Source organism: Streptomyces sp. NPDC053750, assembly GCF_044544295.1.
Lineage (GTDB): Bacteria > Actinomycetota > Actinomycetes > Streptomycetales > Streptomycetaceae > Streptomyces.
Window position 1 is genome coordinate 78,191 of record NZ_JBITXB010000019.1, and the last position, 25,129, is coordinate 103,319.

General features: G+C 73.3%; 21 protein-coding genes. 5 read left to right on the top strand and 16 right to left on the bottom strand.

Annotated elements, in window-relative coordinates:
- The first annotated feature begins 30 nt into the window (after positions 1-30).
- Entirely contained in the window at positions 31-1,242 is a 1,212-nt protein-coding gene (locus tag ACIGO6_RS35175) for an MFS transporter (protein WP_399883617.1), read from the top strand.
- On the opposite strand, the gene ACIGO6_RS35180 is transcribed toward ACIGO6_RS35175, so the two are convergent.
- Positions 1,202-1,660: an acyl-CoA thioesterase gene (locus ACIGO6_RS35180; RefSeq protein ID WP_399883620.1), complete on the bottom strand. Its 459-nt coding sequence runs from the start codon at positions 1,658-1,660 to the stop codon at positions 1,202-1,204. The genes ACIGO6_RS35175 and ACIGO6_RS35180 overlap by 41 nt on opposite strands.
- A 177-nt stretch (positions 1,661-1,837) precedes the next feature.
- Between ACIGO6_RS35180 and ACIGO6_RS35185 the strand changes: the two genes are divergently transcribed.
- Entirely contained in the window at positions 1,838-3,247 is a 1,410-nt protein-coding gene (locus ACIGO6_RS35185; protein ID WP_399883623.1) for a uracil-xanthine permease family protein, read from the top strand.
- Here ACIGO6_RS35185 and ACIGO6_RS35190 read toward each other — a convergent pair.
- On the bottom strand, positions 3,229-4,365 hold the full coding sequence (locus ACIGO6_RS35190; RefSeq protein WP_399883762.1) for a glycoside hydrolase family 6 protein: 1,137 nt from the start codon (positions 4,363-4,365) through the stop codon (positions 3,229-3,231). The genes ACIGO6_RS35185 and ACIGO6_RS35190 overlap by 19 nt on opposite strands.
- A gap of 174 nt (positions 4,366-4,539) precedes the next feature.
- Here ACIGO6_RS35190 and ACIGO6_RS35195 point away from each other — a divergent pair, with 174 nt between their 5' ends.
- Complete coding sequence (locus ACIGO6_RS35195) at positions 4,540-5,235, top strand: DUF5995 family protein (RefSeq protein WP_399883626.1); 696 nt, start codon at positions 4,540-4,542, stop codon at positions 5,233-5,235.
- A 130-nt stretch (positions 5,236-5,365) separates the two neighbouring features.
- Complete coding sequence (locus tag ACIGO6_RS35200) at positions 5,366-6,295, top strand: LLM class F420-dependent oxidoreductase (protein WP_399883628.1); 930 nt, start codon at positions 5,366-5,368, stop codon at positions 6,293-6,295.
- Positions 6,296-6,301: 6 nt separating this feature from the next.
- Here the strand turns inward: ACIGO6_RS35200 and ACIGO6_RS35205 are convergent, their stop codons facing one another.
- Both ACIGO6_RS35205 and ACIGO6_RS35210 read right to left on the bottom strand, forming a co-directional pair.
- Complete coding sequence (locus ACIGO6_RS35205) at positions 6,302-7,999, bottom strand: flavin monoamine oxidase family protein (protein WP_399883631.1); 1,698 nt, start codon at positions 7,997-7,999, stop codon at positions 6,302-6,304.
- A 47-nt stretch (positions 8,000-8,046) separates the two neighbouring features.
- Complete coding sequence (locus ACIGO6_RS35210; RefSeq protein WP_399883634.1) at positions 8,047-8,835, bottom strand: carbon-nitrogen hydrolase family protein; 789 nt, start codon at positions 8,833-8,835, stop codon at positions 8,047-8,049.
- A 353-nt stretch (positions 8,836-9,188) separates the two neighbouring features.
- On the opposite strand from ACIGO6_RS35210, the gene ACIGO6_RS35215 reads away from it, so the two are divergent.
- Entirely contained in the window at positions 9,189-9,734 is a 546-nt protein-coding gene (locus ACIGO6_RS35215; protein ID WP_399883636.1) for a Repetin, read from the top strand.
- On the opposite strand, the gene ACIGO6_RS35220 is transcribed toward ACIGO6_RS35215, so the two are convergent.
- From ACIGO6_RS35220 to ACIGO6_RS35275, 12 genes are all read right to left on the bottom strand, one after another.
- Positions 9,703-10,914, bottom strand: a complete 1,212-nt coding sequence (locus tag ACIGO6_RS35220) for an MFS transporter (protein WP_399883639.1) — start codon at positions 10,912-10,914, stop codon at positions 9,703-9,705. The genes ACIGO6_RS35215 and ACIGO6_RS35220 overlap by 32 nt on opposite strands.
- Positions 10,915-11,053: 139 nt before the next feature.
- The gene (locus tag ACIGO6_RS35225; RefSeq protein WP_003977367.1) at positions 11,054-11,506 is read right to left on the bottom strand and encodes an Lrp/AsnC family transcriptional regulator; all 453 of its coding nucleotides are present in this window, start codon (positions 11,504-11,506) and stop codon (positions 11,054-11,056) included.
- Positions 11,507-11,516: 10 nt separating this feature from the next.
- Complete coding sequence (locus tag ACIGO6_RS35230) at positions 11,517-13,001, bottom strand: amino acid permease (protein ID WP_399883643.1); 1,485 nt, start codon at positions 12,999-13,001, stop codon at positions 11,517-11,519.
- A gap of 378 nt (positions 13,002-13,379) precedes the next feature.
- Positions 13,380-14,822: a GuaB1 family IMP dehydrogenase-related protein gene (locus tag ACIGO6_RS35235; protein WP_399883646.1), complete on the bottom strand. Its 1,443-nt coding sequence runs from the start codon at positions 14,820-14,822 to the stop codon at positions 13,380-13,382.
- A gap of 108 nt (positions 14,823-14,930) precedes the next feature.
- Entirely contained in the window at positions 14,931-15,284 is a 354-nt protein-coding gene (locus ACIGO6_RS35240; RefSeq protein ID WP_399883649.1) for a barstar family protein, read from the bottom strand.
- A 31-nt stretch (positions 15,285-15,315) separates the two neighbouring features.
- A complete protein-coding gene (locus ACIGO6_RS35245) occupies positions 15,316-16,359 on the bottom strand; it encodes a sugar-binding transcriptional regulator (protein WP_087810377.1) in 1,044 nt (347 codons plus the stop codon).
- 77 nt (positions 16,360-16,436) lie between these two features.
- Complete coding sequence (rpe, locus tag ACIGO6_RS35250; protein WP_399883653.1) at positions 16,437-17,123, bottom strand: ribulose-phosphate 3-epimerase; 687 nt, start codon at positions 17,121-17,123, stop codon at positions 16,437-16,439.
- A 148-nt stretch (positions 17,124-17,271) separates the two neighbouring features.
- A complete protein-coding gene (locus ACIGO6_RS35255) occupies positions 17,272-18,477 on the bottom strand; it encodes an ABC transporter substrate-binding protein (RefSeq protein ID WP_399883657.1) in 1,206 nt (401 codons plus the stop codon).
- Complete coding sequence (locus ACIGO6_RS35260; RefSeq protein ID WP_399883660.1) at positions 18,474-19,412, bottom strand: hypothetical protein; 939 nt, start codon at positions 19,410-19,412, stop codon at positions 18,474-18,476. Before ACIGO6_RS35260 ends, ACIGO6_RS35255 begins: the two co-directional genes overlap by 4 nt.
- Positions 19,409-20,875: a VWA domain-containing protein gene (locus tag ACIGO6_RS35265; protein WP_399883663.1), complete on the bottom strand. Its 1,467-nt coding sequence runs from the start codon at positions 20,873-20,875 to the stop codon at positions 19,409-19,411. Before ACIGO6_RS35265 ends, ACIGO6_RS35260 begins: the two co-directional genes overlap by 4 nt.
- Positions 20,876-20,925: 50 nt before the next feature.
- Positions 20,926-23,352, bottom strand: coding sequence for a tetratricopeptide repeat protein (locus ACIGO6_RS35270; RefSeq protein ID WP_399883665.1), 2,427 nt, complete (start codon positions 23,350-23,352; stop codon positions 20,926-20,928).
- Positions 23,349-25,088, bottom strand: coding sequence for a serine protease (locus ACIGO6_RS35275; RefSeq protein WP_399883668.1), 1,740 nt, complete (start codon positions 25,086-25,088; stop codon positions 23,349-23,351). Before ACIGO6_RS35275 ends, ACIGO6_RS35270 begins: the two co-directional genes overlap by 4 nt.
- Positions 25,089-25,129: the final 41 nt, after the last annotated feature.

Genomic DNA, 25,129 nt, shown 5'->3' on the forward strand with positions numbered 1-25,129 from the left:
GCCGTGCCGACCCGACGGAGGAGCCCGAGAATGAGCACAGTGGTCCACGAACAGCGCGAGGTGAGGCGCGCCCGGTACGCCGTGGCCGCCGTGTTCGCCGTGCACGGCTCCGTCACCGGCTCGTTCGCGACCCGCGTGCCGTGGATCCAGGACCACGCCGGGGTGAGCGCGGGCCAGTTGGGACTGGCGCTGGCGTTCCCGGCGCTCGGCGCGTCGGTCGCCATGCCGCTGGCGGGCAGCATCAGCCACCGCTTCGGTGCCCGCACCGCCCTGCGCGGCCTGCTGGCCCTGTGGACACTGGCGCTGGTCCTGCCCTCCCTCGCCCCGAACCTGCTCACCCTGTGCCTCGCGCTGTTCGTCTACGGCGCCACGGCGGGCATGTCGGACGTGGCGATGAACGCGCTCGGCGTCGAGATCGAGAACCGTCTCGACAAGTCGATCATGTCCGGGCTGCACGGCATGTGGAGCGCGGGTGCCCTGATCGGCTCGGCGGGCGGCACGCTTGCCGCGCACCTGGGCTCGGACGCCCGGCTGCACCACGCGCTGGCCGCCGCGGTGCTGACCGTGGTGGGCCTGGTGGCCTGCACCTGGGTGCTGGACCTGCAGCCCGCCGAGGACGAGGCCCCGCCGCCGCGGTTCGCGCTGCCGCCGAGGTCGGCGCTGCTGATCGGCGCGGTCGGGTTCTGCGCGGTGTTCGCGGAGGGCGCGAGCCTGGACTGGTCGGCGGTCTACCTGCGGGACGAGCTGGAGACCTCGGCCGGTCTGGCGGCGGCGTGCACGACGGGCTTCACGCTCACCATGGCCCTGGCCCGGTTCGCCGGCGACAAGGTGGTCGACCGGTTCGGCGCGGTGCGCACGGTCCGGGTGAGCGGCGTGCTGGCCACCCTCGGTGGTCTGCTCATCGTCCTCGGAGGCCATCCTGCGGTGGCGATGACCGGCTTCGCGCTGATGGGCCTCGGCATCGCCGTGGTCGTCCCGCTGTGCTTCGCCGCGGCGGGCCGCGCGGGCTCCAACCCGAGTCTGGCCATCGCGGGCGTCGCCACCATCACGTACACCTCCGGTCTGGTCGCCCCGAGCGCGATCGGCGGTCTGGCCCAGGCGACCAGCCTGGTGGTGTCCTTCGGTCTGGTGACGGCGCTGGCCTGCTGCCTGGTGGTGTTCGCGAAGGTGCTGCGCGCCGGGGACCGGGACCGGCCGAAGATCAGTCCGCCGAGCGCAGCAGTGCCCGACCGGCAGTCCTGAAGGTGTCGCTCCACGGCGCCGGGCGCAGCGTCTCGGAGTCCAGCCGGACCAGCACCCGGGTGCCGCGGGCGTACGTGGTCGCGCCGTCCGCCGAGCAGAAGCGGAAGCCGTACGTCAGCCCGGTCGTGCCGAGCCGGTCCAGCCAGAGGTGGACGGCGTACGCACCGGGCCGGGTGACCGGCGCCTCATAGGTGATCGTGAGTTCCTTGACCGCGTTGCAGGCGTCGCCGGCCGCCGCCCAGTCGCCTTCGAACCGGAAGCCGTGCTCGGTCCACAGCTCGGCCCAGGCCCGCTCGACCATCACCGGGTAGCGGGCGTTGTGCAGCAGGCCGAGCGCGTCCAGGTCGTCGAAGTGGACGGTGACGGGGACCAGTCGGCCGTGGGAGAGGGCGGGCGCGGCGGGGGCTTCGGCGGTCACGGGAGGCTCCTGGGTGGTGCGTGGTGGTACGCGCTGCTGCGGGCGTACGGCGATCACCGCCATCCTAAGCGGACGCTCAGCCAACCCTTCGGGGAAGGGTGCAGGTCAGCCGCACGGGCGGGCACCCCCGACAATGGTCCGGTCAGTCCTCACGTACAGAGAAAGCGAAACCTCACCATGGACCTCGGCGTGCGCTGGAAGCTGCACGGGGACGGGAAGGTCCCCGCCCCCGGAGCGGTGGTCCGCCCCGACGAACGGCTCTCGTGGCCCCGCACGGTCGGGCTCGGCGCCCAGCACGTCGTGGCCATGTTCGGGGCGTCCTTCGTGGCTCCGGTCCTGATGGGCCTGGACCCCAACCTCGCGATCATGATGTCGGGCGTGGCGACCGTCATCTTCCTGCTCGCCACCCGCGGCCGGGTGCCCAGCTACCTCGGCTGCTCGCTCTCCTTCGTCGGCGTCGCCGCGGTGATCCGGGCGCAGGGCGGCACCAGCGCCACGGTGACCGGTGCCGTCCTCGTCGTCGGTGCCGCGCTGTTCCTGGTGGGTCTCGCCGTGCAGCGGTTCGGGGCGCGGATCATCCACGCCGCGATGCCGCCGATCGTCACCGGCGCAGTGGTGATGCTGATCGGCTTCAACCTGGCCCCGGTCACCGCCTCGACCTACTGGCCGCAGGACCAGTGGACGGCTCTGCTGGTGATGCTGTTCACCGGTCTGGCCGTGGTCTGCCTGCGCGGTTTCTGGTCCCGGATCGCGATCTTCCTGGGGCTGGTCTTCGGCTACGTCCTGTCCTGGGTCCTCGACCAGGTATTCGGGAAGATCCACTCGGTGGACGGCAGCGGCAAGGTCACCGACCACTGGCGCCTCGACTTCTCCGCCGTGGGCCAGGCCGACTGGATCGGGCTGCCGTCGTTCCACGGGCCGAGCTTCGAGTGGTCTGCGATCCTCGTCGCCCTGCCGGTCGTCATCGCGCTGGTCGCGGAGAACGCGGGACATGTCAAGGCGGTCGGCGAGATGACCGGCGACCCGCTCGACGACAAGCTGGGCACGGCGATCTCCGCCGACGGTGTGGGCTCGATGCTGTCCACCGCGGTCGGCGGCCCGCCCAACACCACGTACTCCGAGAACATCGGCGTGATGGCCGCGACCCGGGTCTACTCGACGGCCGCGTACTGGGCCGCCGCCGGCTTCGCCCTCCTCTTCGGTCTCTGCCCGAAGTTCGGCGCGGTCGTGGCCGCGATCCCGGGCGGCGTCCTCGGCGGCATCACGGTCATCCTCTACGGCATGATCGGCCTGCTCGGCGCCCAGATCTGGATCAACGCCAAGGTCGACCTGCGCAATCCGCTCAACCTGGTGCCGGCCGCCGCGGGCATCATCATCGGCGTCGGCAACGTCAGCATGGAGTTCACCGACACCTTCTCCCTCAGCGGCATCGCGCTGGGCACCGTGGTCGTCATCACCGGCTACCACGCGCTGCGGGCCTTCGCCCCACCCCATCTCAAGACGCAGCAGCCGCTGCTGGACGAGGGCACGTCGTCCTACGACACCAAGGGCGGGGACGGTGAGGCGCCTCAGCGCGCCAAGTCGTAGGCGTAGGACGGCGTGAACGTCCCCGGCGCCCCCTTGCAGCCGTCCGACTCCCCCGGCAGCTTCACCCACAGGTAGGCGTCGATGCGCCCCATGCCGGTGCTCAGGGTCGGCGTGCGGCCGATCTTGCGGCCGGCCGGGTCGCACCACTCGCCGTCGGGCGGGGCGCCGTTGCCGTTGCGGCTCGTGTCGATGACGGCGCCCAGGCTCGCCGGGCCGCCGAGGGCGTCCAGGACCGCGCGGTCGTAGGCGATCTCGTCGGCGGTGGTGTGGAAGTTGGAGACGTTGCTGAAGATGCCGTCGGAGGAGGCGGCCGAGGCGGCGCCGGCCTGCTTCAGCCAGCCCGCCTGCTTGGCGGGCGCGTGCCAGCCGGAGTGACCCGCGTCGAAGTAGACCCGGGCGTTCGGGTTGGCCTCCTTCATCACCCGGCCGGCCCGCGCCAGCGAGGCGAAGCGGTCGGCGCGCTCACCGGCGGGCAGGCACTCGGCCTGGGCGACCGAGTCGGGCTCCAGGACGACGACGACGTCGCCGGAGCCGAGCCCGGCGGCGAAGCGGTCGATCCAGTCGTCGTAGGCGTCGAGGTCGGGCGCGCCGCCCACGGAGTGGCCGCCGCAGTCCCGGTCGGGTATCGCGTACGGCACGACCACCGGCACCCGGCCCGCGGCGGCACCGCCCGAGGTGACGGCGCGGACCCGCGAGGTGATGTTCGCGGGCGTGAAGTCGGCGAACCAGACGGCGGCCGGGTGGTCGGCTATCCGGGACTCGATGACGTCCTGGCGCGGGTCACCGGGGTGGGCCCGGACCCAGTCGAGCACCTGGGACCGGGGGTGCCGGTAGAGCCGGGTGGAGGCTGCGGTGGTCCGGGGTTCGGTCTTCTCGGACTTCTTCGTCGGCTTCGGCGAGGGAGCGGGGCTCGTCTTCGTCGCCGACGCGGAGGGCGAGGCGGAGACCGAGGGCTTCGCCGACGGGGACGGGGACGGCACGAGCGGCAGGGACTGCAGTCGCGGGGACCGCGACACATTCGGCCGCGCCTCGTCCGCGCCGCCGTCGTCGTCGCCGAACGCGGTCAGCATGCCGGTCGCGGTGCCGACCGCGACGACGACGGACGCCGCGGCGACCATCGCGCCGCGGCGGGTGGCACGCCTGCGCTCCGCCCTGTGAGCGGCCAGGCGCCGGGCACGAAGGCCTGACACGTACGGTTCCCCCTCCCCCGTGCGGCGGGCGCGTTCCCCCGTTCTGGGGAAGCGTCGGGCCCGCCGACGCTCCCACCACCCTAAAGCTGCCACGCTGCCGCCATGGCGCACTGCGAACAAGTCCCCGCGGCCGTCCGGAGGGTGGACACGGTCCTGATCCGGATGCGCGCCCTCGACACGGCGCTGCCGGCCCGGGACGGCGTGGCGGTCTTCAACCGCGTCTACCTGGCCGTCACGGAGGCGGTCGACCGGCAGATCGACAGCGGCCTGTTCCCGGACGCCCGGGCCGCGACCGCGCTGGACGTACGGTTCGCGGAGCGGTATCTGGCCGCCGTCGAGGCGGCGGAGGACGACCGCCGTCCACCGGCCTGCTGGCGCCCCCTGTTCCAGTTCCGGCGTCATCCGGGCGTACGGCCGCTGCAGTTCGCGCTGGCGGGCATCAATGCGCACATCGGTCACGATCTGGCGCTGGCCGTGGTGGACACCTGTCGTACGCTCGGCTGCGAACCCGTCGACCTGGAGGACGAGTTCGACCGGGTGGGTGATCTCCTCGTGTCGCTGGAGGAGCGGATCCGCGACGAGCTGATGCCGGGTCCCGACCTCCTCCAGATCGCCGACCCGCTGACCCATCTGCTCGGCTCCTGGAGCCTGGAGCGCGCCCGTGACGCCACCTGGGCGGCGGCCCGCGCGCTGTGGGCGCTGCGCCGGCTGCCGGATCTCGCCGGGGAGTTCACCGAGCGGCTGGACGCGGCGGTCGGCTTCGCGGGCCGCATGCTGCTCACGCCGCTGCCGGACTGATCCGGCTCCGGGGCCGGGTCCGGCCCGTGTCCGGCGCCCGTCCGGTGTGCACAGCCGGAACTCCCCGTTGGTCGTTGTACGTTGACCCCTTGGGCAACATCGCACCCCGACTGCGAAGGAGCACCCAGGTATGACGACCCGGCTCGGACTCGGCCTCCCCCAGATGCGGCAGTACAACCTCGGCAAGGACGTCCCCGACGTGGCACGCGCGGCGGAAGGGATGGGGTACGAGAGCCTGTGGGTCTTCGAACGGGCCCTGTTCCCCGAGCCCGCCACTCAGGGGCTGTACGGCGTCGAGGGCCTTCCCTGGCCGGACGAGTACCGCAACGTGGCGGACCCGCTGATCACCCTGACCCTCGCCGCCGCGGCCACCGAACGCGCGGAGCTGGGCAGCAGCGTCCTGGTCGCCCCGCTGCACGTGCCGTTCCAGTTGGCCAAGGCGCTGGCCTCACTGGACGCCGCGAGCGGTGGCCGGGTGGTCGCGGGCTTCGGCACGGGCTGGTCCCACGACGAGTACGCGGCGTCGTCCGTGCGGCCCTTCGCCGAGCGCGGCCGGGCCCTGGACGAGCTGATCGAGGTGTGCCGCGCGGTCTGGGGCCCGGACCCGGTGGTGTACGACGGGCACCTCACGAAGATCGCCTCCGCCGTGGTCGGCCCCAAGCCCGCCCGGCCGATCCCGATCCTGCTGGCGGCGAGCAGCGGGAAGGCCCGGCGCCGGCTCGTCGACCACGCCGACGGCTGGCTGCCGACGGGCATGGGTGCCGAGGCGGTGGCCGAGCAGTGGCGGCAGTTGCGTGACCTGGCCGCCGAGCGCGGTCGTACGGAGCCGATCCGGACGGTGCTGCGGGTCAACGCCCGCTACTCGGCGGCGACCCGGGCCGCCGCCGACCGCCGCCCCTTCCACGGCAGCGTCGACCAGATCGTGGCCGACCTGGCCGCGCACGCCGAGGTCGGCCTGGACGAGATCCTCCTCGACCTCCAGGGCTCCGTGCGGGACGCCGAGGAGCTGAAGGACGTCGCCGCCGAGGTGTACCAGAAGGCGCGGGCGGCCGGGATCTAGCCGAGGCTAGTCCTCGGGGAGTTCGACCGGCGCGATCTCGTCGTAGACGTCGCCGGGGCCGGGGTTGGTCGCGTCGGTCTCGCCGCCGAAGTGGTGCATGACGCCCCAGACCGCGTTCAGCGCGGTCTGGACGGCGCCCTCGGCCCAGCCGGCCGTCCAGGAGATGTCGTCGCCGGCGAGGAAGATGCCCCGCTTGTCCTCGGGCAGGCGGTCCTGCATGAAGTGGGTGAACAGGCGCCGCTGGTAGCGGTAGTGGCCGGGGAGGTTGGCCTTGAAGGCGCCCATGAAGTAGGGCTCGTTCTCCCAGGAGACGGTCACCGGGTTGCCGATGATGTGCTTCCTGATGTCGACCTTCGGGTAGATCTCGCCGAGCGACTTCAGCATGACCTCCATCCGCTCGTTCGCGGACAGCGGCAGCCACTTCAGGCTGTCGTCGCACCAGGTGTACGAGAGGCAGATGACGGCCGGCTTGTCGGGACCGTCGTCCAGCAGGTAGGTGCCGCGGGTCATGCGGTCGGTGAGCGTCATCGACATGATGTCCCGGCCGGTGTCCTCGTCCTTGTCCAGCCAGAAGGGCCGGTCCACGGGCACGAAGAGCTTGGAGCTCTCCATGTAGTGGGTGCGCTCGATCGCGGTCCAGTGGTCGATCGGGAAGAGCGAGTCGTCGCAGGCGATCTTCGAGAGCAGCATCCAGGACTGGGCGGTGAAGATCGCCGCCTGGTACGTGCGGATGTCGCCGTCGGCGTCCGTGACGGTGATGCGGTTGCCGGCGGTGCGGTTGAGGCGCGTCACCGCGGGGCGCGGCTCGCCGTCCGCGTGCAGGGACTTCAGCGAGGTGCCGTACGGCCAGTGGACGATCTTCTCCGGCTCGCGCTCCCAGAGCCTGAGCGGCAGCTGCTGGGAGCCGCCGACGATGCCGCGGTGGTGGTCGTCGGCCTCGGTGTAGACGACGCGGAGGATCTCCAGGATGGAGTTGGGGAAGTCGGTGTCCCAACCGCCGGTGCCGAAGCCGACCTGGCCGAAGATCTCGCGGTGCCGGAAGGACGTGAAGGCCTCGGAGTCGCAGAGGAAGCCGTAGAAGGTCTGGTTGTCGAGCTTCTCGACCAGCTTCGCCCAGATCTCCCGGATGCGGGGCACGTCGCGCTCGCGCAGGGCGCGGTTCATGTCGGAGAAGTCGGCGCCCTCTTCCAGGCACCTGGCCCAGGCGTCGGCGACGTCCCGGTAGACCTGCGGCAGGTCGTCGAGCGTCTCGGCGTAGTGCGACTCGCCCTTGAGGTCGACGACGGTCGAGGGGGTCGCCTCGGCCAGGGGGTTGGGGAAGGAACGCGTCTCCAGGCCCACCAGGTCGATGTAGTGCTGGAGGGCGGTGGAGGACGGCGGGAAGCGCATCGCGCCCATCTCGGCGGTCAGCGACGGGTCGCAGCCGTCGAAGCCGACCGTCCGCAGGCGCCCGCCGATCCGGTCTGCCTCGTACACGACGGGCTTGAGACCCATCTTCATCAGTTCGTAGGCGGCCACGATGCCGGACAGGCCGCCGCCGATGACCGCGACCTCCGTGCCGTGCTCGGTGGCCGGTATCTGACCGAGACCCGCCGGGTGGGCGAGGAAGTCGTCGTACGCGTACGGGAAGTCCGGCCCGAACATGGTGATCGGCGGCTGCTGCTCGTCTGCGTGCTCGATCGCGTTGGGCACGGTGGACGTCATGGGGTACGGACTCCTTGCACGGGTGGTACGGGGATGGCGGTGGGGGTTCAGACGAGGGACCCGTAGAGGCCGGGGCGGCGGTCCGTCAGATACGGGTTGGCCTCGCGGGAGGCGGCGAGGAAGACCGGGTCCGCGTCGGCGAGGACCAATTGCTCGGCGCGCCCGGCGCGGGCGCGGACGGTCCCGTCGGGGCCGGCGAGGGCGGAGAGCCCGACGAACTCGAACTCGCCCTCCTGCCCGACGCGGTTGACGTACGCGACGTACATCTGGTTCTCGAAGGCCCGCACCGGCACGACGGACTCGGCGACGAACTGGAAGGGGTGCATCTGCGCGGTCGGGACGAGGAGCAGGTCGGTGCCGGCCAGGGCGTGGGCGCGGACGTTCTCCGGGAACTCGACGTCGTAGCAGATCATCAGGCCGACGGTCACTCCGTCGAGCTCCGCCTGCACGACGGTCTGCTCGCCCGGCGTGAAGTGGTCGCGCTCGAAGCAGCCGAAGAGGTGGGTCTTGCGGTAGCCCGCGAGGCGGGTGCCGTCGGCGGAGATCAGCTGGACGGAGTTGAAGACGCGCTCGCCGTCCCGTTCCGGATAGCCGTACGCGACGGCGAGACCGTGCCGGTGGGCGATCTCCGCCACGGCGTCGGCCGAGTCGCCGTCGGCGGGCTCGGCGAGGACGGGGATGTCGTCGCCGATCGCGTACCCGGTCAGGAACAGCTCCGAGGTGACCAGCAGCCCGGCACCCGCGGCGGCGGCCCGGCCCGCGGCCTCGTCGAGGACCTTGAGGTTCTCGCCGGTGGAGCCGGGCCGGCCGGAGCTCTGGAGCAGGGCGGTGCGCATGCGTGTTCCTCACCGGTGGGAGGGGGTCGGGGGGCCAGATAGACGGTACGGTCGGCGGACTCGGCCGGACAAGAAGGACCTGTTGCGCGCCGGTGAGCGGATCGTTGCGTCCGTCGGGGCCCTTGCGGTGATTCGTTGCGCACCCCCCGCGCAGGCGGTCGCCCCCCTCCGTCGGCGTACGCCGTGCTCCTCCCCGGGAGGCACAGCGCGCGCGTGCTCCCCCGCCGTGCGGCGGAGGGCGCTCCCTCCCCGGGCGCGATGTGGTGGGGGCGCGGCGCCGGGAACAGTGGTGACCGTTCGGTTCCGACCGGATCCGTTCGGTTCACCGGCTTCCGCCTGCGGAGAGGACCGCCATGAAACGCCGTACGACGACCGCCGCACTCTGCGTCGCCCTGCTGCTCACCGCCGTCACGACCGGCGCCGCAGTCGCCTCCGGCCCCCACGAGGGCCGGCAGCCCAGGGAGGCCGCCGCGCTGACCGGCAGCGCCGAGCTGTACCGGTCGGCCGGGGACGACATCACCTTCACGTTCGACGCCCACTTGGCGGCCGAGGACCACGACGACCCGCTCGAGGCCACGGGCACCTTCGAGTTCAGCCACTACCTGAACGGCAAGGGCGCCCGTGCGAAGGCCGACGTCGACTGCCTCCTGACCGGCGGTGACGTGGCGGTGGTCTCCGGCGTCATCACCGACTCCGACCTGCCCGGCGCCGAGGGCAGGCGGGTCGGCATCACGGTCCACGACCGCGGCCGCCACGACCGGCTCGGCTACAGCTGGGCCGCGACGGGCAGCCCCGCCGAGGGTGGTGAGCTGCCCCGGTGCGTGTCGTCGGCGCCGTTCGAGAAGGTCAAGAAGGGGACCGGCGACTTCAGGGTCGTGCCCTGGCAGCCGCGGCTGTAGTCCGGGCGGCGCCGGCCAGCAGCAGCGCGGTGAGCAGGTACGGCACCGCCGCCCAGGCGAACGCGGTGCCGTGCCCGGTCACCGTGGCCGTGGCCGCGTAGGCGCCGTAAGTGGCGAGGGTGCCCAGCTCGGTGCCCAGGCCCGCGACCGAGGTCAGCGTGGCCCGCCCGGTGTCGTCGATGCGCTGCTGGAGGCGGGCGTCGGCCAGCACGGTCGCCAGCTGGAAGCCGCCGAAGGCCAGGGCGACGAGGAGGAGGGCGGGCGGGGTGCCCGCCGCGGCGCCCACCGCGAGGGCGAGCGCGGACCCGGCGATCAGGACGGCGAACCCGGTCGTGGTGAGGCGCTCGGCCGGACCGGCCAGCAGGCTTCCGGCCGTGGCACCGGCCCAGATCACCAGCAGCAGCCAGGGGACGGTCTCCTGTGCCACGCCGGTGTCCCGCGCCAGCAGCGGCGTGTACTCGTCGAGCGCGCCCCACACCGCGGTGACGGCCGGGACGAGCAGCAGCGCTCCTCGCACGGAGCGGTCGCCGCGGGCCTCGGCGAGCCCGGCGCGCAGGGTCGCGGTCCAGCGGTCGCCGTCGGCGGACGGCGTGCGGTGCTCGGGGAACCGGGACGCGACGGCCGCCCCGGCCAGGCAGACCAGCACGCTCGCCGCGCCCACCGCGTCGTAGCCGCCCCAGGCGAACACCGGACCGGCCAGCCCCATCGCGGCCATCGTGGCGGCGATGCCGATCGCCCGCGCCCGGCCCATGACCCGGGCGTACCGGTCGGCCGCGCCGGCCCGGTCCAGCTCGTCGTAGACCAGCGCCTCCAAGGCCCCCGAGCCGAGCGCGCCGCCGGCGCCCCACAGCACGAAGCCGACCGCGAAGGCGCCGTAGGAGGGCACGAGGACCCACAGGGCGAAGCCCGCGGCGGTGAGCAGCGGGCCGAGCACGAGCAGCAGTCGCCGGGAGACCGCGTCGGCCCAGGCTCCGGAGGGCACCTCGAGCAGGACGCCGGTCAGCGACCACAGGGCGAACAGGGACGACATCTGCCAGACGGACAGACCGGTGTCGCTGAACAGCAGCGCGTACACCGGGTAGAGCAGGACGAACTCGTCGCAGAACGCGGAGGCGTACAGCGTGCGCGTCAGCCGCCGGACACCGGCGGTGGCGGGGGCACGCTCGGGTGAGAGAGTCATGAGGCCTTCCCGAAGGGGCGGATCGGACACCGGAGGTACGGCGTCCGAGGCGGCCCTCGGGAGGAGGCGCGGCTGGTGGATCAATGTCGCCAGGTCATGGCACCGATGCTAGCGGGGTGGCGCGCCCCGGTCCCCCGGTTTACGTGGGCGACCCCGAGGAGAAGCGCCGCAGCAGCGGCGAGAGCACCAGCACGGACTTGGTCCGCTCCACGAACGGCTCCCCGGCGATCCGCTCCAGGACCCGTTCGAAGTGGCGCATGTCGGAGGCGAAGACCTGGGCGACCGCGTCCGCGTCCCCGGTGACGGTGGACGCGGCCACGACCTCCTGGTAGCGCTCCAGGCCTCGCTGGATGGTCTCCGGCGAGGTGTTGCGGCGGCAGAAGATCTCGACGAACCCCTCGGTCTCCCAGCCGAGCGCGGCGGGGTCGACCCGTACGGTGAAGCCGGTGATGGCTCCGGTGGCGCGCAGCCGGTCCACGCGCCGTTTCACGGCGGGCGCGGACAGGCCGACCGACTGCCCGATGTCCGCGTAGGAGCGGCGGGCGTCCTCGGCGAGGGCGTGCACGATGCGTTCGTCGAGATCGTTCAGCACTGCGGGTGGTTCACTTCGCTTCTGGTGTCACGGTGTCCGGTGCGGCCAGCCGGGAGCGGCGGTGGCCGTACACGAAGTAGAACACGAGCCCGACCGCCATCCAGACACCGAAGACCACCCAGGTGACGGTGGACAGGCTGCCCATCATCCAGACGCAGAAGGCGAAGCCCAGCGCCGGCAGGACCGGCGACAGCGGCACCCGGAAGGTGCGGCGCATGTCGGGGCGGGTCCGGCGCAGCACCACGACGGCCACGTTGACGAGGGCGAAGGCGAAGAGGGTGCCGATGCTGGTGGCGTCGGCGAGCTGCCCGAGCGGGATCGCGGCGGCGAGCACGCCGCAGAACAGCGAGACGATCAGCGTGTTGGCGCGGGGCGCGCCGGTCTTCGGGTGGACGCGGGAGAACACCTTGGGGACGAGCCCGTCGCGGGACATGGCGAACAGGACGCGGGTCTGGCCGTAGAGCACGGTCAGGACGACGCTGGCGATGGCGACGACGGCGCAGAAGGCCAGCAGGGTGCCCCAGAAGCTCTGGCCGGTGACGTCGGTCATGATCTGGGCGAGGGAGGCCTCGGAGTCGGTGAAGTTCCGCCAGGGCTTGGCGCCGACGGCGACGGCCGCGACCAGGACGTACAGCACCGTGACGATGACGAGGGAGAGCATGATCGCGCGGGGCAGGTCGCGCTGGGCGTTCTTCGCCTCCTCACCGGCGGTGGAGGCGGCGTCGAAGCCGATGTACGAGAAGAAGAGCGTCGCGCCGGCCGCGCTGACTCCGGCCATGCCGAGCGGCATGAAGTTCTCGTAGTTGCCGGAGCGGAAGCCCTGCACGCCGATGGCGCAGAACAGCACCAGCGCGGCGATCTTCACGATGACCATGATCGTGTTGGCGCGGGCGGACTCACGGGCGCCGCCCAGCAGGAAGGTCATGGCGAGCAGCACGACGATCAGCGCCGGCAGGTTGAAGACGCCGCCGTCGCCGGGCGGGGCGGACAGGGCGGCCGGGATGGTGACGCCGATGGTGCCGTCGAGCAGTTCGTTGAGGTACTCGCCCCAGCCGACGGCGACGGCGGCCACGGACACGCCGTACTCCAGGACCAGGCACCAGCCGCAGATCCAGGCGACCAGCTCGCCCATCGTCGCGTAGGCGTACGAGTACGAGGAGCCGGAGACCGGGATGGTGCCGGCCAGCTCGGCGTAGGAGAGGGCCGAGAAGAGCGCCGTGAGACCGGCGATGACGAAGGAGAGCGTGACCGCCGGGCCGGCCTTGGGGACGGCCTCGCCGAGGACGACGAAGATGCCGGTGCCGAGGGTGGCACCGATGCTGATCATCGTGAGCTGCCACAGGCCGAGGGAGCGGCGCAGCGTGCCGCCCTCGCCCTGGCCGCCCTCGGCGACCAGTCGTTCCACGGGCTTGCGGCGCATGAGGCGCGCGGCCAGGCCCGGGGACGCGGGGCCGGCCGGTGTGTCGTGGTGCGGGGGTGCGCCTTGGTCGAGCACGCGTTGACTCCTTTGTCGCTGCCGTTCGGGCCCGTCGGTGTGAGCGGACGGGCTCGCGGCGGGCTCTGGAGCGGCGGGGACGCGGCGGGCACCCGTGCACAAGCACGGAGACCCACCGAGCGGGGTCCCCGCCACGCCACGTACAGCGCAGAACACTACGAGGGGGGCGCCGCGCCGGTAATGCAGCAACCTTGCGCATCCGAGCACGATCGTTGCGTTCACCGGGGCGGGGCGGGTGTTCGTTGCGCGGGTGGTGCACGGCGTTGCGCACGGGGTTGTGTGCGGGGTTCGTGCGGTGGCGCGCGGGGCAAGGGAACGGCCCCCGTTCCCGCCCGGTGGACGGGAGGAACCGGGGGCCGTGCGGCGCGGGTGTGCGGGTCAGTTCCAGCTGGCGTGCAGCGGCTTGCCCTCGGCGTAGCCGGCGGCGCTCTGGATGCCGACGATGGCCTTCTCGGCGAACTCCTCCAGGGAGGCGGCACCGGCGTAGGTGCAGGAGGAGCGGACGCCCGCGATGATCGAGTCGATCAGGTCCTCGACGCCGGGGCGGGCCGGGTCGAGGAACATCCGGGAGGTGGAGATGCCCTCCTCGAACAGCCCCTTGCGGGCCCGGTCGTACGCCGACTCCTCCGAGGTGCGGTTGCGCACCGCGCGGGCGGAGGCCATGCCGAACGACTCCTTGTACGGACGGCCGTTGGCGTCGTGCTGGAGGTCGCCCGGGGACTCGTAGGTCCCGGCGAACCAGGAGCCGACCATCACGTTGGACGCGCCGGCCGCGAGGGCCATGGCCACGTCGCGCGGGTGGCGGATGCCGCCGTCGGCCCACACGTGCTTGCCGTACTTCCTGGCCTCGGCGGCGCACTCCAGGACCGCGGAGAACTGCGGCCGGCCGACGCCGGTCATCATGCGGGTGGTGCACATGGCGCCGGGGCCCACGCCGACCTTGACGATGTCCGCGCCGGCCTCGATCAGGTCGCGCACGCCCTCGGCGGAGACGATGTTGCCCGCGACGATCGGGACCTGCGGGTCGAGGTCGCGCACCAGCTTGACCGCGCTGATCATCGACTCCTGGTGGCCGTGCGCGGTGTCGATGACGAGGGTGTCCACGCCCGCTTCCAGCAGCTGCTCGGCCTTGCCGGCCACGTCGCCGTTGATGCCGACGGCGGCGGCGATGCGGAGCCGGCCCTGCGCGTCGGTGGCCGGGGTGTACAGCGTGGCGCGCAGGGCGCCCTTGCGGGTGAGGATGCCGGCCAGGCGGCCGTCCTGGTCCACGGCGGGTGCGTAGCGGCGGTTGGCGGCGTCGAGGGTGTTGAAGGCCTCGCGCGGATCCATGTCCGCGTCGATGAGGATCAGGTCCTTGGACATGACCTCTTCGAGCTGGGTGAAGCGGTCCACGCCGGTCAGGTCGGTGTCGGTGACCACACCGATCGGCTTGTGGTCCTCGTCGACGACCACACCGGCGTTGTGCGCGCGCTTGGGCAGCAGGGCCAGCGCGTCGGCGACGGTCTGGTGCGGGGCCAGCACGATGGGGGTGTCCAGGACGTGGTGGCGGCTCTTCACCCAGGTGACGACGTCGGTGACGACCTCGATCGGGATGTCCTGCGGGATGACCACGAGACCGCCGCGCCGGGCCACCGTCTCGGCCATCCGCCGGCCCGCGATGGCGGTCATGTTGGCGACGACCAGCGGGATGGTGGTGCCCGTGCCGTCCGGCGAGCCGAGGTCCACGCCCTGCCGGGAGCCGACGGCCGAGCGGCTCGGCACCATGAAGACGTCGTCGTACGTCAGGTCGTACGAGGGCTGGATGTCATTGAGGAAACGCACGTGCTGCACATCCCAGTCGATCAGAGGTGGCCCCCGGACAGGTCAGCCAGGGGGAAAGAGCACGTACTTCATTCTCCCATGACCGGTGGCCGATAATCCCCGGGCAGATCATCCAGGCTGGTCAGCGGCCTCCTTGGAGGATCCTCCAGGCCCCAGGGTGACGAAGAGCCCGGGGCCGCGGTCCGTCGCCTCGGCGAAGACCTCCTCGGCCACGGCCCACTCGTCCGGCCGCGCCTCGGCGTACGCCCGCCAGCCCTGGACGACGAGGACCAGTCCGCGCTCCACCGCTCCCTCGGGCCAGACGGAGGGGTCGGAGAGGGAGTCGGCGAGCGCGTCCCAGTTCCGGCCGAACCAGTCGGGCAGCGCCAGGTCACGGGCGCAGCGGTCCATCAGGCCCGCCTTGTCCGTGACCCCGTCGAGGTCCAGCGTGACCACGAGCCGCCCCGCGGGATCCTCGGTCATCTCGCGCCCTTCTTCCTGTCCTGATCCGCGGTCAGATCCCGTCCGGGTCCGTCCTGTTGAGCGTCGACTTCGGGGCAGAGCCCGCCGTCATCAGGTAGTCCGCGGCCGACGTGTCCGTGACCAGGCTGGTGACCAGCCCGGAGCGCAGCACCGCGTCGATGGCCGCCGCCTTGCGCTGCCCGCCCGCGATCGCCACGACCTCGGGGATACGGCGGAGCTGGTCGGCCTTGACCGTGATGCACCGCTCCCCCAGGTCCCGCCCGACCCGGCGCCCCTCGGCGTCGAAGAGGTGCGCGGACATCTCGGCGGCGACACCGAGCGAGGCGTAGTGCGCGCGCTCCTCGTCGCTGAGCATGTCGTGCACCGTCGAGATGCCCGGCTCCCAGGAGCCGATGGAGACGCAGGCGACCGTGACCTTGTCGAAGTACTCGAAGGCCCGGGCGATCCCGGTCTGGTGGCGCAGCGCCTGCGCGGTGGCCGCGTCCGGCAGCAGCATCGGCGCGTAGATGGGATGGGCGTCGCCCCCCGACACCTGGGCGGCGCGGCGGACGGCCTCGACCGAGCCGCGCTCGGCGGTCCCGGCGTCGTACACGCCCGTCAGCTGCACCACCGTGCACGGCGGCAGCCGGTCCAGCGCCGCCGCCATGTGGATCGTGGACCGGCCCCAGGCCAGGCCCAGCACATCGCCCTCGTTGACCAGCTCGCCGAGCAGGTCGGCGGCCACCTCGCCCAGGTTCTCCGGGTCGGGCGTCTCCTCGGCGTCGGCCGGGGACTCCACGACGACGGCGTGCCTGAGGCCGTAGCGGGCCCGCAGGGCGTCCGAGCGCTCGGCGTCCAGCTCGGCCGGCACCCGGATCTCGATTCGTACAAGGTCCCGCTCGAGGGCGGTCTCGAGGACCCGGGCCACCTTGAAGCGGCTGACGCCGAACTCCTCCGCGATCTGGATCTTGGACTTGCCCTCGAGGTAGAAGCGGCGGGCCATGGCCGCCGCCTGGACCAGCTCAGCGGGTCCCATCCGCATGGCTGAACGGCCCGCCGACATACCCGACACGGCGATCTCCTCACTGCTGTTCACACTCTGGATTCGCCGTTCATCCTTGCAGATTCGGCGCGCTTGATCAGCCCTGATGGGAGCCGTTCACGTTCTGTTCCTCAGTGGTCGCACGCCCAGGACGCCTTGGCGGTCGCCGCCTCGGCCTGAGTGCGCAGTGCACGTACCGCCTCGGCCGGGTCGGATGCCCCGTACACGGCGGAGCCCGCGACGAAGACGTCCGCGCCGGCGTCGGCGCACTGCTCGATCGTCGATGCCGACACCCCGCCGTCGACCTGGAGCCAGAGCTCCAGACCGTGCTTGCTGATCAGCTCACGGGTGCGCCGGATCTTCGGGAGCACGATGTCGAGGAACGCCTGCCCGCCGAAGCCCGGTTCAACCGTCATGATCAGCAGCATGTCGAGCTCGGGGAGCAGGTCCTCGTACGGCTCGATCGGCGTCGCGGGCTTCAGCGCCATGGACGCGCGGGCGCCCTTGGCCCGGATCTCCCGGGCGAGCCGCACCGGCGCGGCGGCCGCCTCGACGTGGAAGGTGACGGAACCGGCGCCCGCCTCCACGTACTGGGGCGCCCAGCGGTCGGGGGCGTCGATCATCAGGTGGCAGTCCAGCGGGGTGTCCGTCGCGCGGGCCAGGGACTCCACGACCGGCACGCCGAGGGTGAGGTTGGGGACGAAATGGTTGTCCATGACGTCGACGTGGAGCCAGTCGGCTCCCTCGACCGCCTTGGCCTCGTCCGCGAGGCGGGCGAAGTCGGCGGACAGGATGCTGGGGTTGATCTGCGCGGGCATGCCCCAAGCGTGCCATGCCCTCCGGGGGTGAGCGGCATCGGTCCTCGGGTGGAGGCGGTTGTTCTTCGGGTGCGGGTGGTGTGTGGTTGCTCGCGCCCCGCGGCGGAGCCGCGAAGTCGTCACAGCCCCGCGCCCCTTTGGGGCGCGTTCAGCCTGCGCTGCATACCGGGAGGTTCTGGGGTTTGCGGAGGCGTTCCAGTTCTGTCAGGCGGGCGGGGAGTTCGTCCGGGGCGGCGAAGGTGCGTAGTACCGCCTGGTGGAAGGCGTCGCGGGTGGTGCGGGGCATTGCGTCCGAGGCGTCCCAGCAGCGGGCGCGGCCGGGCTCGCGCAGGACGGTGCCGATCTCCCGCTCGGTGGCGTCCTGCTCACCGTCCGCGGTTGCCGCCCGGTTCGCCGTGTAGTCCGGCAGCGTGGTGTCGGGGTCGGCGAGGTAGCGGATCAGTTGCTCGGCCTGCGGGGTCGGGTTCAGTACGGCCGCGAGGTCGCCGGAGACCTCCCAGGCGCCGGCGTCCGGCCCGGCCTCGGGGACGACCTGGGAGAAGTGCACGTAGTCGCCGCCCGCCTGCTGCCAGTGCCCGGCGCGGAAGGATCCCTGGTGCTCCAGGCGGCCCGGCGCGCAGTCCGCGGCGAACGCGGTGGTCAGCGCCCGCTCGACCCGTGCGCTGTCCCCCGCGCCGACCATGTCCGTCCAGGTCGTCCAGGCCTTGCGGACGGCGTCGTCGGTCCACGGCAGCCTGCCGCCCGCCCACTGCTCGTACACCCGCGGTCCGGCCTGCTGGAGCAGGATGTCCTCCACCCAGTCGGTGCCGGGCCAGCCGGAGGTCGCGCCGGACTCCATGCCGAGGCACCAGCGGCCGGGAGGGTTCGCCGCTTCCGCCGTGGGTTGGTGTCCGGCGTACCAGACCATGCTCTTCAGGCCGGTCTTCACGGGCAGCCAGTACGTGTGGGCGTCCTGTCCCGGCACGCTGACCTCGGGGGCCCAGAACCGGTCGTAGTGCCCGGCGTCGAACAGGCCGTCCAGTGGGTGGAGCCGGCCGTCGACGGCGTAGGCGAGCAGTTCGCCGGGTCCGGGCAGCACCGCCACGTCGGGCGGGTTGCCGGCCGCTATGTCGGCGGCCAGCACCTGGCTGAGCGCGGAGCTGCCCTGGTAGACGACGTCGATCCGGTGCTTCTCCTCGAACGGCTCGATGACGTTCTTCTCGAACTGCTCGCGCTCCCGGCCGCTCCAGTTGGCGAGCAGGGTGACGGAACCCTGCCACTCGCGCGCCCAGCGCACCCCGGCGATCACACCGGCGCCGAGCAGGAGCAGACAGAGGCCGAGGACGCCGAGCGTGCGGGCTCCGGGGCGGCTCATCGCGGCCCCCGGAACCGGTACTCGGCGATGCGCGGCCACAGCCCCCACACCGTCAGTGCCACCACCACGGCTCCTCCCAGCAGCACCCAGTCGGACAGTGAGGCCCAGAACCCGGCGTCCGCGAGCGCGCCGTGCACCTCGTCGGCCACGTCGGGGACGGCGGCCGGGTCGTCGCGCTCCACGCTCACCTCGGCGAGGGAGTCCGTCATCGCGCGGTGCGCCGAGAGCGTGTGCCAGGCCAGCACCGGCACGCCGAGCGCGCACACCGCGGTGGCGGCCAGCAGCCGCAGCTGCACGGGCCGCCGGAAGCGGCGCCGCAGGAACCGCTGGGTCTCCAGCAGCGCCCCGCACAGCACCACGTACAGCACCGCGACCGTGCTCCAGCCGAGCCACAGCTGCCAGGGGAAGGCGGCCTGCCGCCGGGCCTCCGCCAGCTGTTCGGCGCGCAGGGCTTCGAGGCGGTTCATGATGTCGCCGTCGGTTCCCGGTTCGGCCTCAAGGCCGAGGACCTTCTCGGCGTAGTGGAGGTAGGCGGCGCGCAGCGGCGAGTCGTCCGGCTCGCGACCCCGGCGCTCCACCCAGCCCGAGTAGACGGCGATCAGGCCGGTGAGGGTCTGGAGGTCGTGGCGGCCGGCCAGGCCCGTGACGTTCTCGGAGGCGGCCACGGCGAGGCTCTGCTGGGCGACGGAGATCTGGGTGTGGAACTCGCCGCTGGTGTCGCCCTCGGGGCCGCTGTCGCGGACCACCCGGTGCGCCTCGCGCATCGCGCCCTGCGCGGTGTCGACGGCGAGGATGCCGGGCGTGCTCGCGGTGGACAGCGGCACGGTGTCGTCGTGCACGCCCCGGTAGGCGAGGAACAGGACGAGGGTGGTGACGGTCCCGACGACCACCAGCAGCCTGAGTCTTCGGGTCAGGGCCCGGCCGGTGGTGCTCACGGCTGTTCCTGGAAGCGGTGGCCGCAGGACGGGCAGAACCGGGCGGCGGCCGGCGCCCGGCCCGGGCAGGCCGGACAGGGCACGGTGCCCCCGCCGCCCGGCCCCGCGCCCGGGGCGCCGCCCGCGGCGCTGCCGCCGCCGGTGCCGGGCGCGGGGCCGTAGGTGCTGTGGCTGCTCGCGGTGATCAGGTGCTGGAAGTCGACGGCCTGCGCATCGGGGCGCAGGGTGACCCGGCCCGCCTGCGCGTCGTCGATCCGCACCAGCCGGGCCAGCCGGGCGAGCTGCTCGTCGGCGCCCATGGCCCGGGCGAGTTGCGCCGCCCGGCCGAGCTGGTGCTCGGCCAGGTCGCGCCGGCCGCGCCGGTGGGCGTCCGTGGCGGCGGCGACGGCCTCGCCGAGCCGCTGGTGCTGCTCGAAGTGCTCGACCTGGGCGTCGGTGTGCTGGGACAGGGCCGGGTTGTCGGTCCAGTGCACCAGGCAGGGCCGCGGCGGCGGCAGCCGCACCTCGCCGCCGGGTACGTCGACTGCGACCACGGCGAGCTGGAGGTCCTCGCGGTGGGGGCGGCCGGAGGGGTCGGCGGACAGGCACAGCTGGTAGCGGCGGGTCTCGTCGCCCCAGGCCCGGGTGACGAACCGGCCGGTGCCGTCCTCGGCGGCCAGCTCGGCCTCGGTGGGGAAGACCTGCTTCAGATAGCGCACCGTGCACCCGGGCATCGCGGTCACGGAGATCGCCAGCTCGGGCACGGTCTTGGTGAGGAGCCGGCTCATCAGCTGCTCGTACTCCGCCGGCAGCGCCGCCTCCTCACGCACCGAGGAGGCGCTGCCGTGCAGCCGGCGGGTGATGCGCAGCAGTTCCTGCCCGTCCCAGCCGTCGCCGATGCCCCAGGCGTCACAGACGAACCGGCCGGCACAGTCCTCCAGCACCCGGGCGAGCGGCATCTCCTCGTCGTGCTGGTTCTTGCCGTCGGTGAGCAGCAGCACGTGCCCGATGGGCGCGTCCTGTTCCGTCAGCAGCCGGCGGCTCAGGTCCAGCCAGGCACCGATGCAGGTGCCGCCGCCCGCGACCAGCGCGTGCACGGCCCGCTCGGCCCGCGCCCGGGTGCGGGCGGAGGCTCGTTCCATGCGCGGGGCGTCCGGATAGGCCATGGCCGCCTGCTCGTTGCCCCGGACCACGGCGAACGGCGTGCCGTCGGGAAGCTTGCGGATGGCCGCGACCGCCGCCTGCTGGGCGGCGTGCAGCTTCTCCACCGGCCAGGTCATCGAGCTGGAGCAGTCCACGGCGAGGACCTGCGCCAGCACCGGGCCGCGCGAGCGGCCGCCGCCCCCGGTGCCGTCCACCTGCACGCTGAGGATGGCGTGCATCTGCGGATCGCCCGCCTCGCTGGACAGGTACTTCCACTGGCTGATCTCCAGCCCGACGGTGACCTGCCCGGCCTCGCCGCCCCGCGCCGTTCCTGTCTCCACGCCGTCCGTCCCCCTCGGCCTCGTCGTCGCTCCCTCGCGCCGCCGCGCGCTCACGCCGTACGCCGCCACCCCCGCAGCACCTCCCGAAGGCCCGCCGGTTCCGGGAGCACCGCGTACGCCCGGTCCAGCAGGTCGCCGCGCTCGCCGAGGCTGCCCGCCTGGTCGGCGAGTCGCCTCAGCGACCGGGACAGCAGTCTGCGCAGGGCCTCCTCGGTGTCCTGCGGGCCGAACAGCTCACCGGCGGGGAAGTCGTTTCCCCAGCCGCCGGGCGGGCGGCAGACGAGCGCGTGTTCCCGCAGTTCGGTCACCAGCCGGTCCCAGGCCCCGCTGCCGTCCAGATGCAGTTCGGGCAGCCGTTCGGCGGCCTCGCGCAGCTCGGCGGCGAGCGGCCCGGGTCCGCCGGGCAGCCGGCCGGCCAGCACCCGCACCGCGGCGACGCGTGCGGCGTCGTAGTGCCGGGAGGTGGTCGGCACCTCGTCCAGTACGGCGACGGCCCGGCCGCGGCCTTCGCGGAGCAGCCGGATGCGGGCCAGTCCGAAGGCGGCACTGCCCTGGGTGGGGTCGCGCCGCCGGACGGCCTCGTAGTACTCCTCGGCCTGCCGCTCACGGGCCCGCGCCCGCGCGGCCTGCGGCTCGGCGGGCCGGGGCCGCGCCGGGGCCGTCCCGGAGGCCTCCGTGCCCGCCTCGTGCGGGGCGGGCTCCCGCGGCGCGGGCTCACTGTGGGCCGGCTCTCGCAGCCGTTCGGCCAGGTACTCGGCGCAGTATCCGAGGGCCAGCTTCGGCGCCGCCTCGCCGGGCAGCGCGGCGTAGGTGGCGGCGAACTCGTCCTCCGCCTCTTCCACCGCGCCGCGCACGAGACGGACCAGGCCCTGGTGCCAGAAGATCCGCCAGTCGTAGTCGCCGCTCCACTCCTTGGCCCGGGCCACCCATGCCCCGGCCCGCTCGGCGTTCCCGGCGTCCAGGTAGGCGCGGCACAGCCACAGCGCGGTCTCCACGGTGCGCAGCGCCGGGTCGCCGTCGGCGCGTGCGGCGATGCGGTCGGGGGTCTGGGCGGCGAGCCCGCCGAGCAGTACGGCCGCCTCGTCCGAGGCGTCGGGCAGGGGTACCGGCAGCGCCCGCGCCGTCACCCGGGGGTCCGGGGCGCCGGCCGGCAGTGCCGGTGCCCCGGTGCCGACGCGGCGCGTCCAGCGCTCCAGTGCCGGGACCGTGCCGAGGGCGGCGCCGAAGACCGCCGCGGTCGGCTCGAACCGGGTCGAACGCTCCGGGTACGGCTCGTGCCCGCCGAGCGCCTGGTGCTCGCGCAGCACCTCCCACAGCTGACGGGACATCTCCGCGGCGGAGCGGAACCGGGCGGCGGGCTCGGGGTGGGTGGCACGGCGGATCAGCGCGTCGAAGGAGCGGGCGGCCAGCCCGGCGGGCGGAGCGGCCCGCTCGGCGAGCACCTTCAGGGTCCGGCCGACGGTGTACAGGTCGCTGTCCACGTCGAGGCCGCGTTGGTCGCGTTCCTTCTTCGGCGGGGCGTAGCCGTGGGTGTGGACGAGCCCGGAGGAGCGGTCGTCGATCCGGCGGATGGCGCCCAGGTCGATGACCTTGATCTCGCGGCCGTAGTGGATGACGTTCTCGGGCTTCATGTCGCAGTAGAGCAGGCCCTGGTCGTGCAGGTACTCCAGGGCGCCGAGGATCTTGCAGCCGTACGTGATGACGTGCCCGAACTGGAATCCGCCGTCGCCGAACAGCCGCGCCAGCTCCTCCTCGGGGGCGAACCGGATCCAGGCGAGGGAACGGCCGCCGACGTACTCCATCACGATGTAGCCGGTCGGTTCGGCGTCGCCGGGCGCCCGGTGCTCGACGTGGGTGACGATGCGGACGATGTCCCGGTGGTGCAGCGTGGTGAGCGAGCGCCGCTCCTCGACGGCGGCGCGCCGGGCCACGGCGTCCCCGGTGTTGATCAGCCCCTTGAGGACGACGTACAGACCGGGCACCCGGGTGTCCTCGGCCAGGTAGACCCAGCCGTGGCCGCCGACCGCGAGATAGCCGAGCACCTTGTAGTGGCCCCCGACCCGGTCACCGGGGCGCAGTTTCGGCCGGAAGGAGTACTCCGCACCGCACGCCGGGCAGAACCCGTGGTCGGGCGCGGGGCCGTCGTCGTACGCGACGCCGATGGTGCCGGCGCAGTCGTCGACACCGCAGCGCCGGCCGCCGGTGGGGGGACGGGCGGCGGTGTCGGCGGCCTTGGCGGGGTCCGGGGAGGGCAGGTCGGGCAGGACCAGCAGTCCGTCGCGGTCCAGCTCGCCGACGGGCGCGGCGGTGGGGCGCGGCGGGTGCGGTTCCGGCGCGGCGGGGTCGACCGGGTCGGGGGCGGGCGGCGGCGAGGGAGGCTCGGGGGCGAGGGGGCGGCGCTGGCAGGTGTCGCAGAAGCCGGTGACCATGATGCGGCCGCCCCGGCAGCCGGGTCTGACACAGGCCGTCTCACTCATACCGGCGGCTCCCCGTCCCGCCGCCCGGCCGCCCCGGCGTTCTCGGCGTCATCGCGCGCGCCTCCTTGGACGTGGTCGTCGACGCGGCGGGTGTAGGCCTCCACCGCTGATTCCGCCGCGCGCACGTCGCACGGTCTCGCCCGGAGCAGGTCGTGGGCCCGGAGGTAGAGGGCGTCCACCGCCGGGTCCTCCTCGCCCTGAGTGGTGTGCTGGTGCAGGACGTGGTAGCTGCGCAGGCGGCCGGTGAGTTCGTCGCGCCGGTCGCGCAGCCGGTCGAGCCGGCCGACGCTCGTCCGCAGCCGGTCGGTGACCCGGTCGGCCAGCCGCTCGTACCGGGCCGGGTCGGGGCCGTGGCCGGGGTCGCGGTCCTGGGCGCGGAGCAGGTCGGCGAGGGCGGCGTGCGCGGCGACCAGGTCCGAGTCGAGGGGCCGCACGCCGTCCGGCAGTACGGCCGCGCGGCGTTCGTGCAGGGCCCCTGCCAGAGGTCCGGTGATCTCCTTCAGCCGTGCGACGAGCCGGGTACGGCGCTCCAGCGCGGGCCGGGTCACCAGCCGTTCGACGGCGCGGCGGTGGCAGTCGCCGGCGGTGCGGAAGACCAGCAGCAGGCGGCTGCCCCCGGCACGCAGCACGTCCAGCAGATCCAGCAGGGCGAGCGGGTCGACCGCCTCGTCGACGCCGACGACGACCAGGTCGAGGGTGGCCTTCGCGGTGCGGATGCGGTCGAGCGGAGGGTCGTCCGGGTGCTGCCACAGCCCCATGCGTTCGGCGATCCGCCGGGCGACCTCGGCGGAGGTCAGTCCACCCGCGTGCACGGCGAGGTCGTGGCCGCCGGCCGACGGGACGGTACCGGGCGGGTCGAGGGAGGCGCGGTCGACGGAGACCGGGGTGCGCAGCTCGCGGTCGGCGAGGGCGATGGCGCGGAGCAGCGTGGCGTCGCGCGCGGCGTCGTCGTGCCGGACGACGCTGATCTTCACCCGGCTGCCGTCGTTGCGCAGCCAGGCGGCGAGGCGCTGGGCGAACGGCTCGTCGAGCAGGTCCGGTGAGGCGTCGCCGCGGGTGGAGCGCAGCCGGTCGTCGACGGCGGGCGGCCCCACGATGTACGGCTTGAGCCGGGGCAGGTGACGGGCGATGGTCTCGGCGGGGCTCATGAAGGAGAACCGGTTGCCGTGCTGGTCCCGCTGGCCGCTCAGCACCATGCCGATGACCTCGCCGGTCTCCCGGTCGGCGACGCCCGCGCCGCTGCATCCGGGGCCGGCCAGTTCGCCCGGGTTCGTCGGGCTCAGCTGCACCTGCCCGTCGCGTCCGCAGCCGCCGACGACGGTGGCGCGGAACCAGATGCCGCCGTTGTGGTCGTAGGGGAAGCCGTACATCCGCACCTCGCGGTCGGGTGCGGACAGCCGGTGGAGCCGTACCGTTTCCTCCGCGGGCCGGGGCCACTCCAGTCGCAGCAACGCCACGTCCCCGCTGGGGTCGCCGTCGGCGTCCTGCGTTTCGGGCACGTACGCGTCACCCTCCACGCGGGCGGGGACCGCGGGCACGCTGTGGTCGGCCGCGCCGACGAACTCGGCGGTGATCCGGTCCGCCGCACGGTCCACCACGTGCGCGCAGGTGAGCACCCGGTCGGGGCTCAGCAGAATGCCGGCCCCCGCGATCTCGCCGTCCGCTCCCCGGATCCGCACCGCCCATCTCGGCGTGCCCGTCAACGAGGCGCTCTGGACTCCCCCGCCAGCAGCCATAGCAGAACTATACGGGCGCGTGCTCCTGCCGCATACTGGTG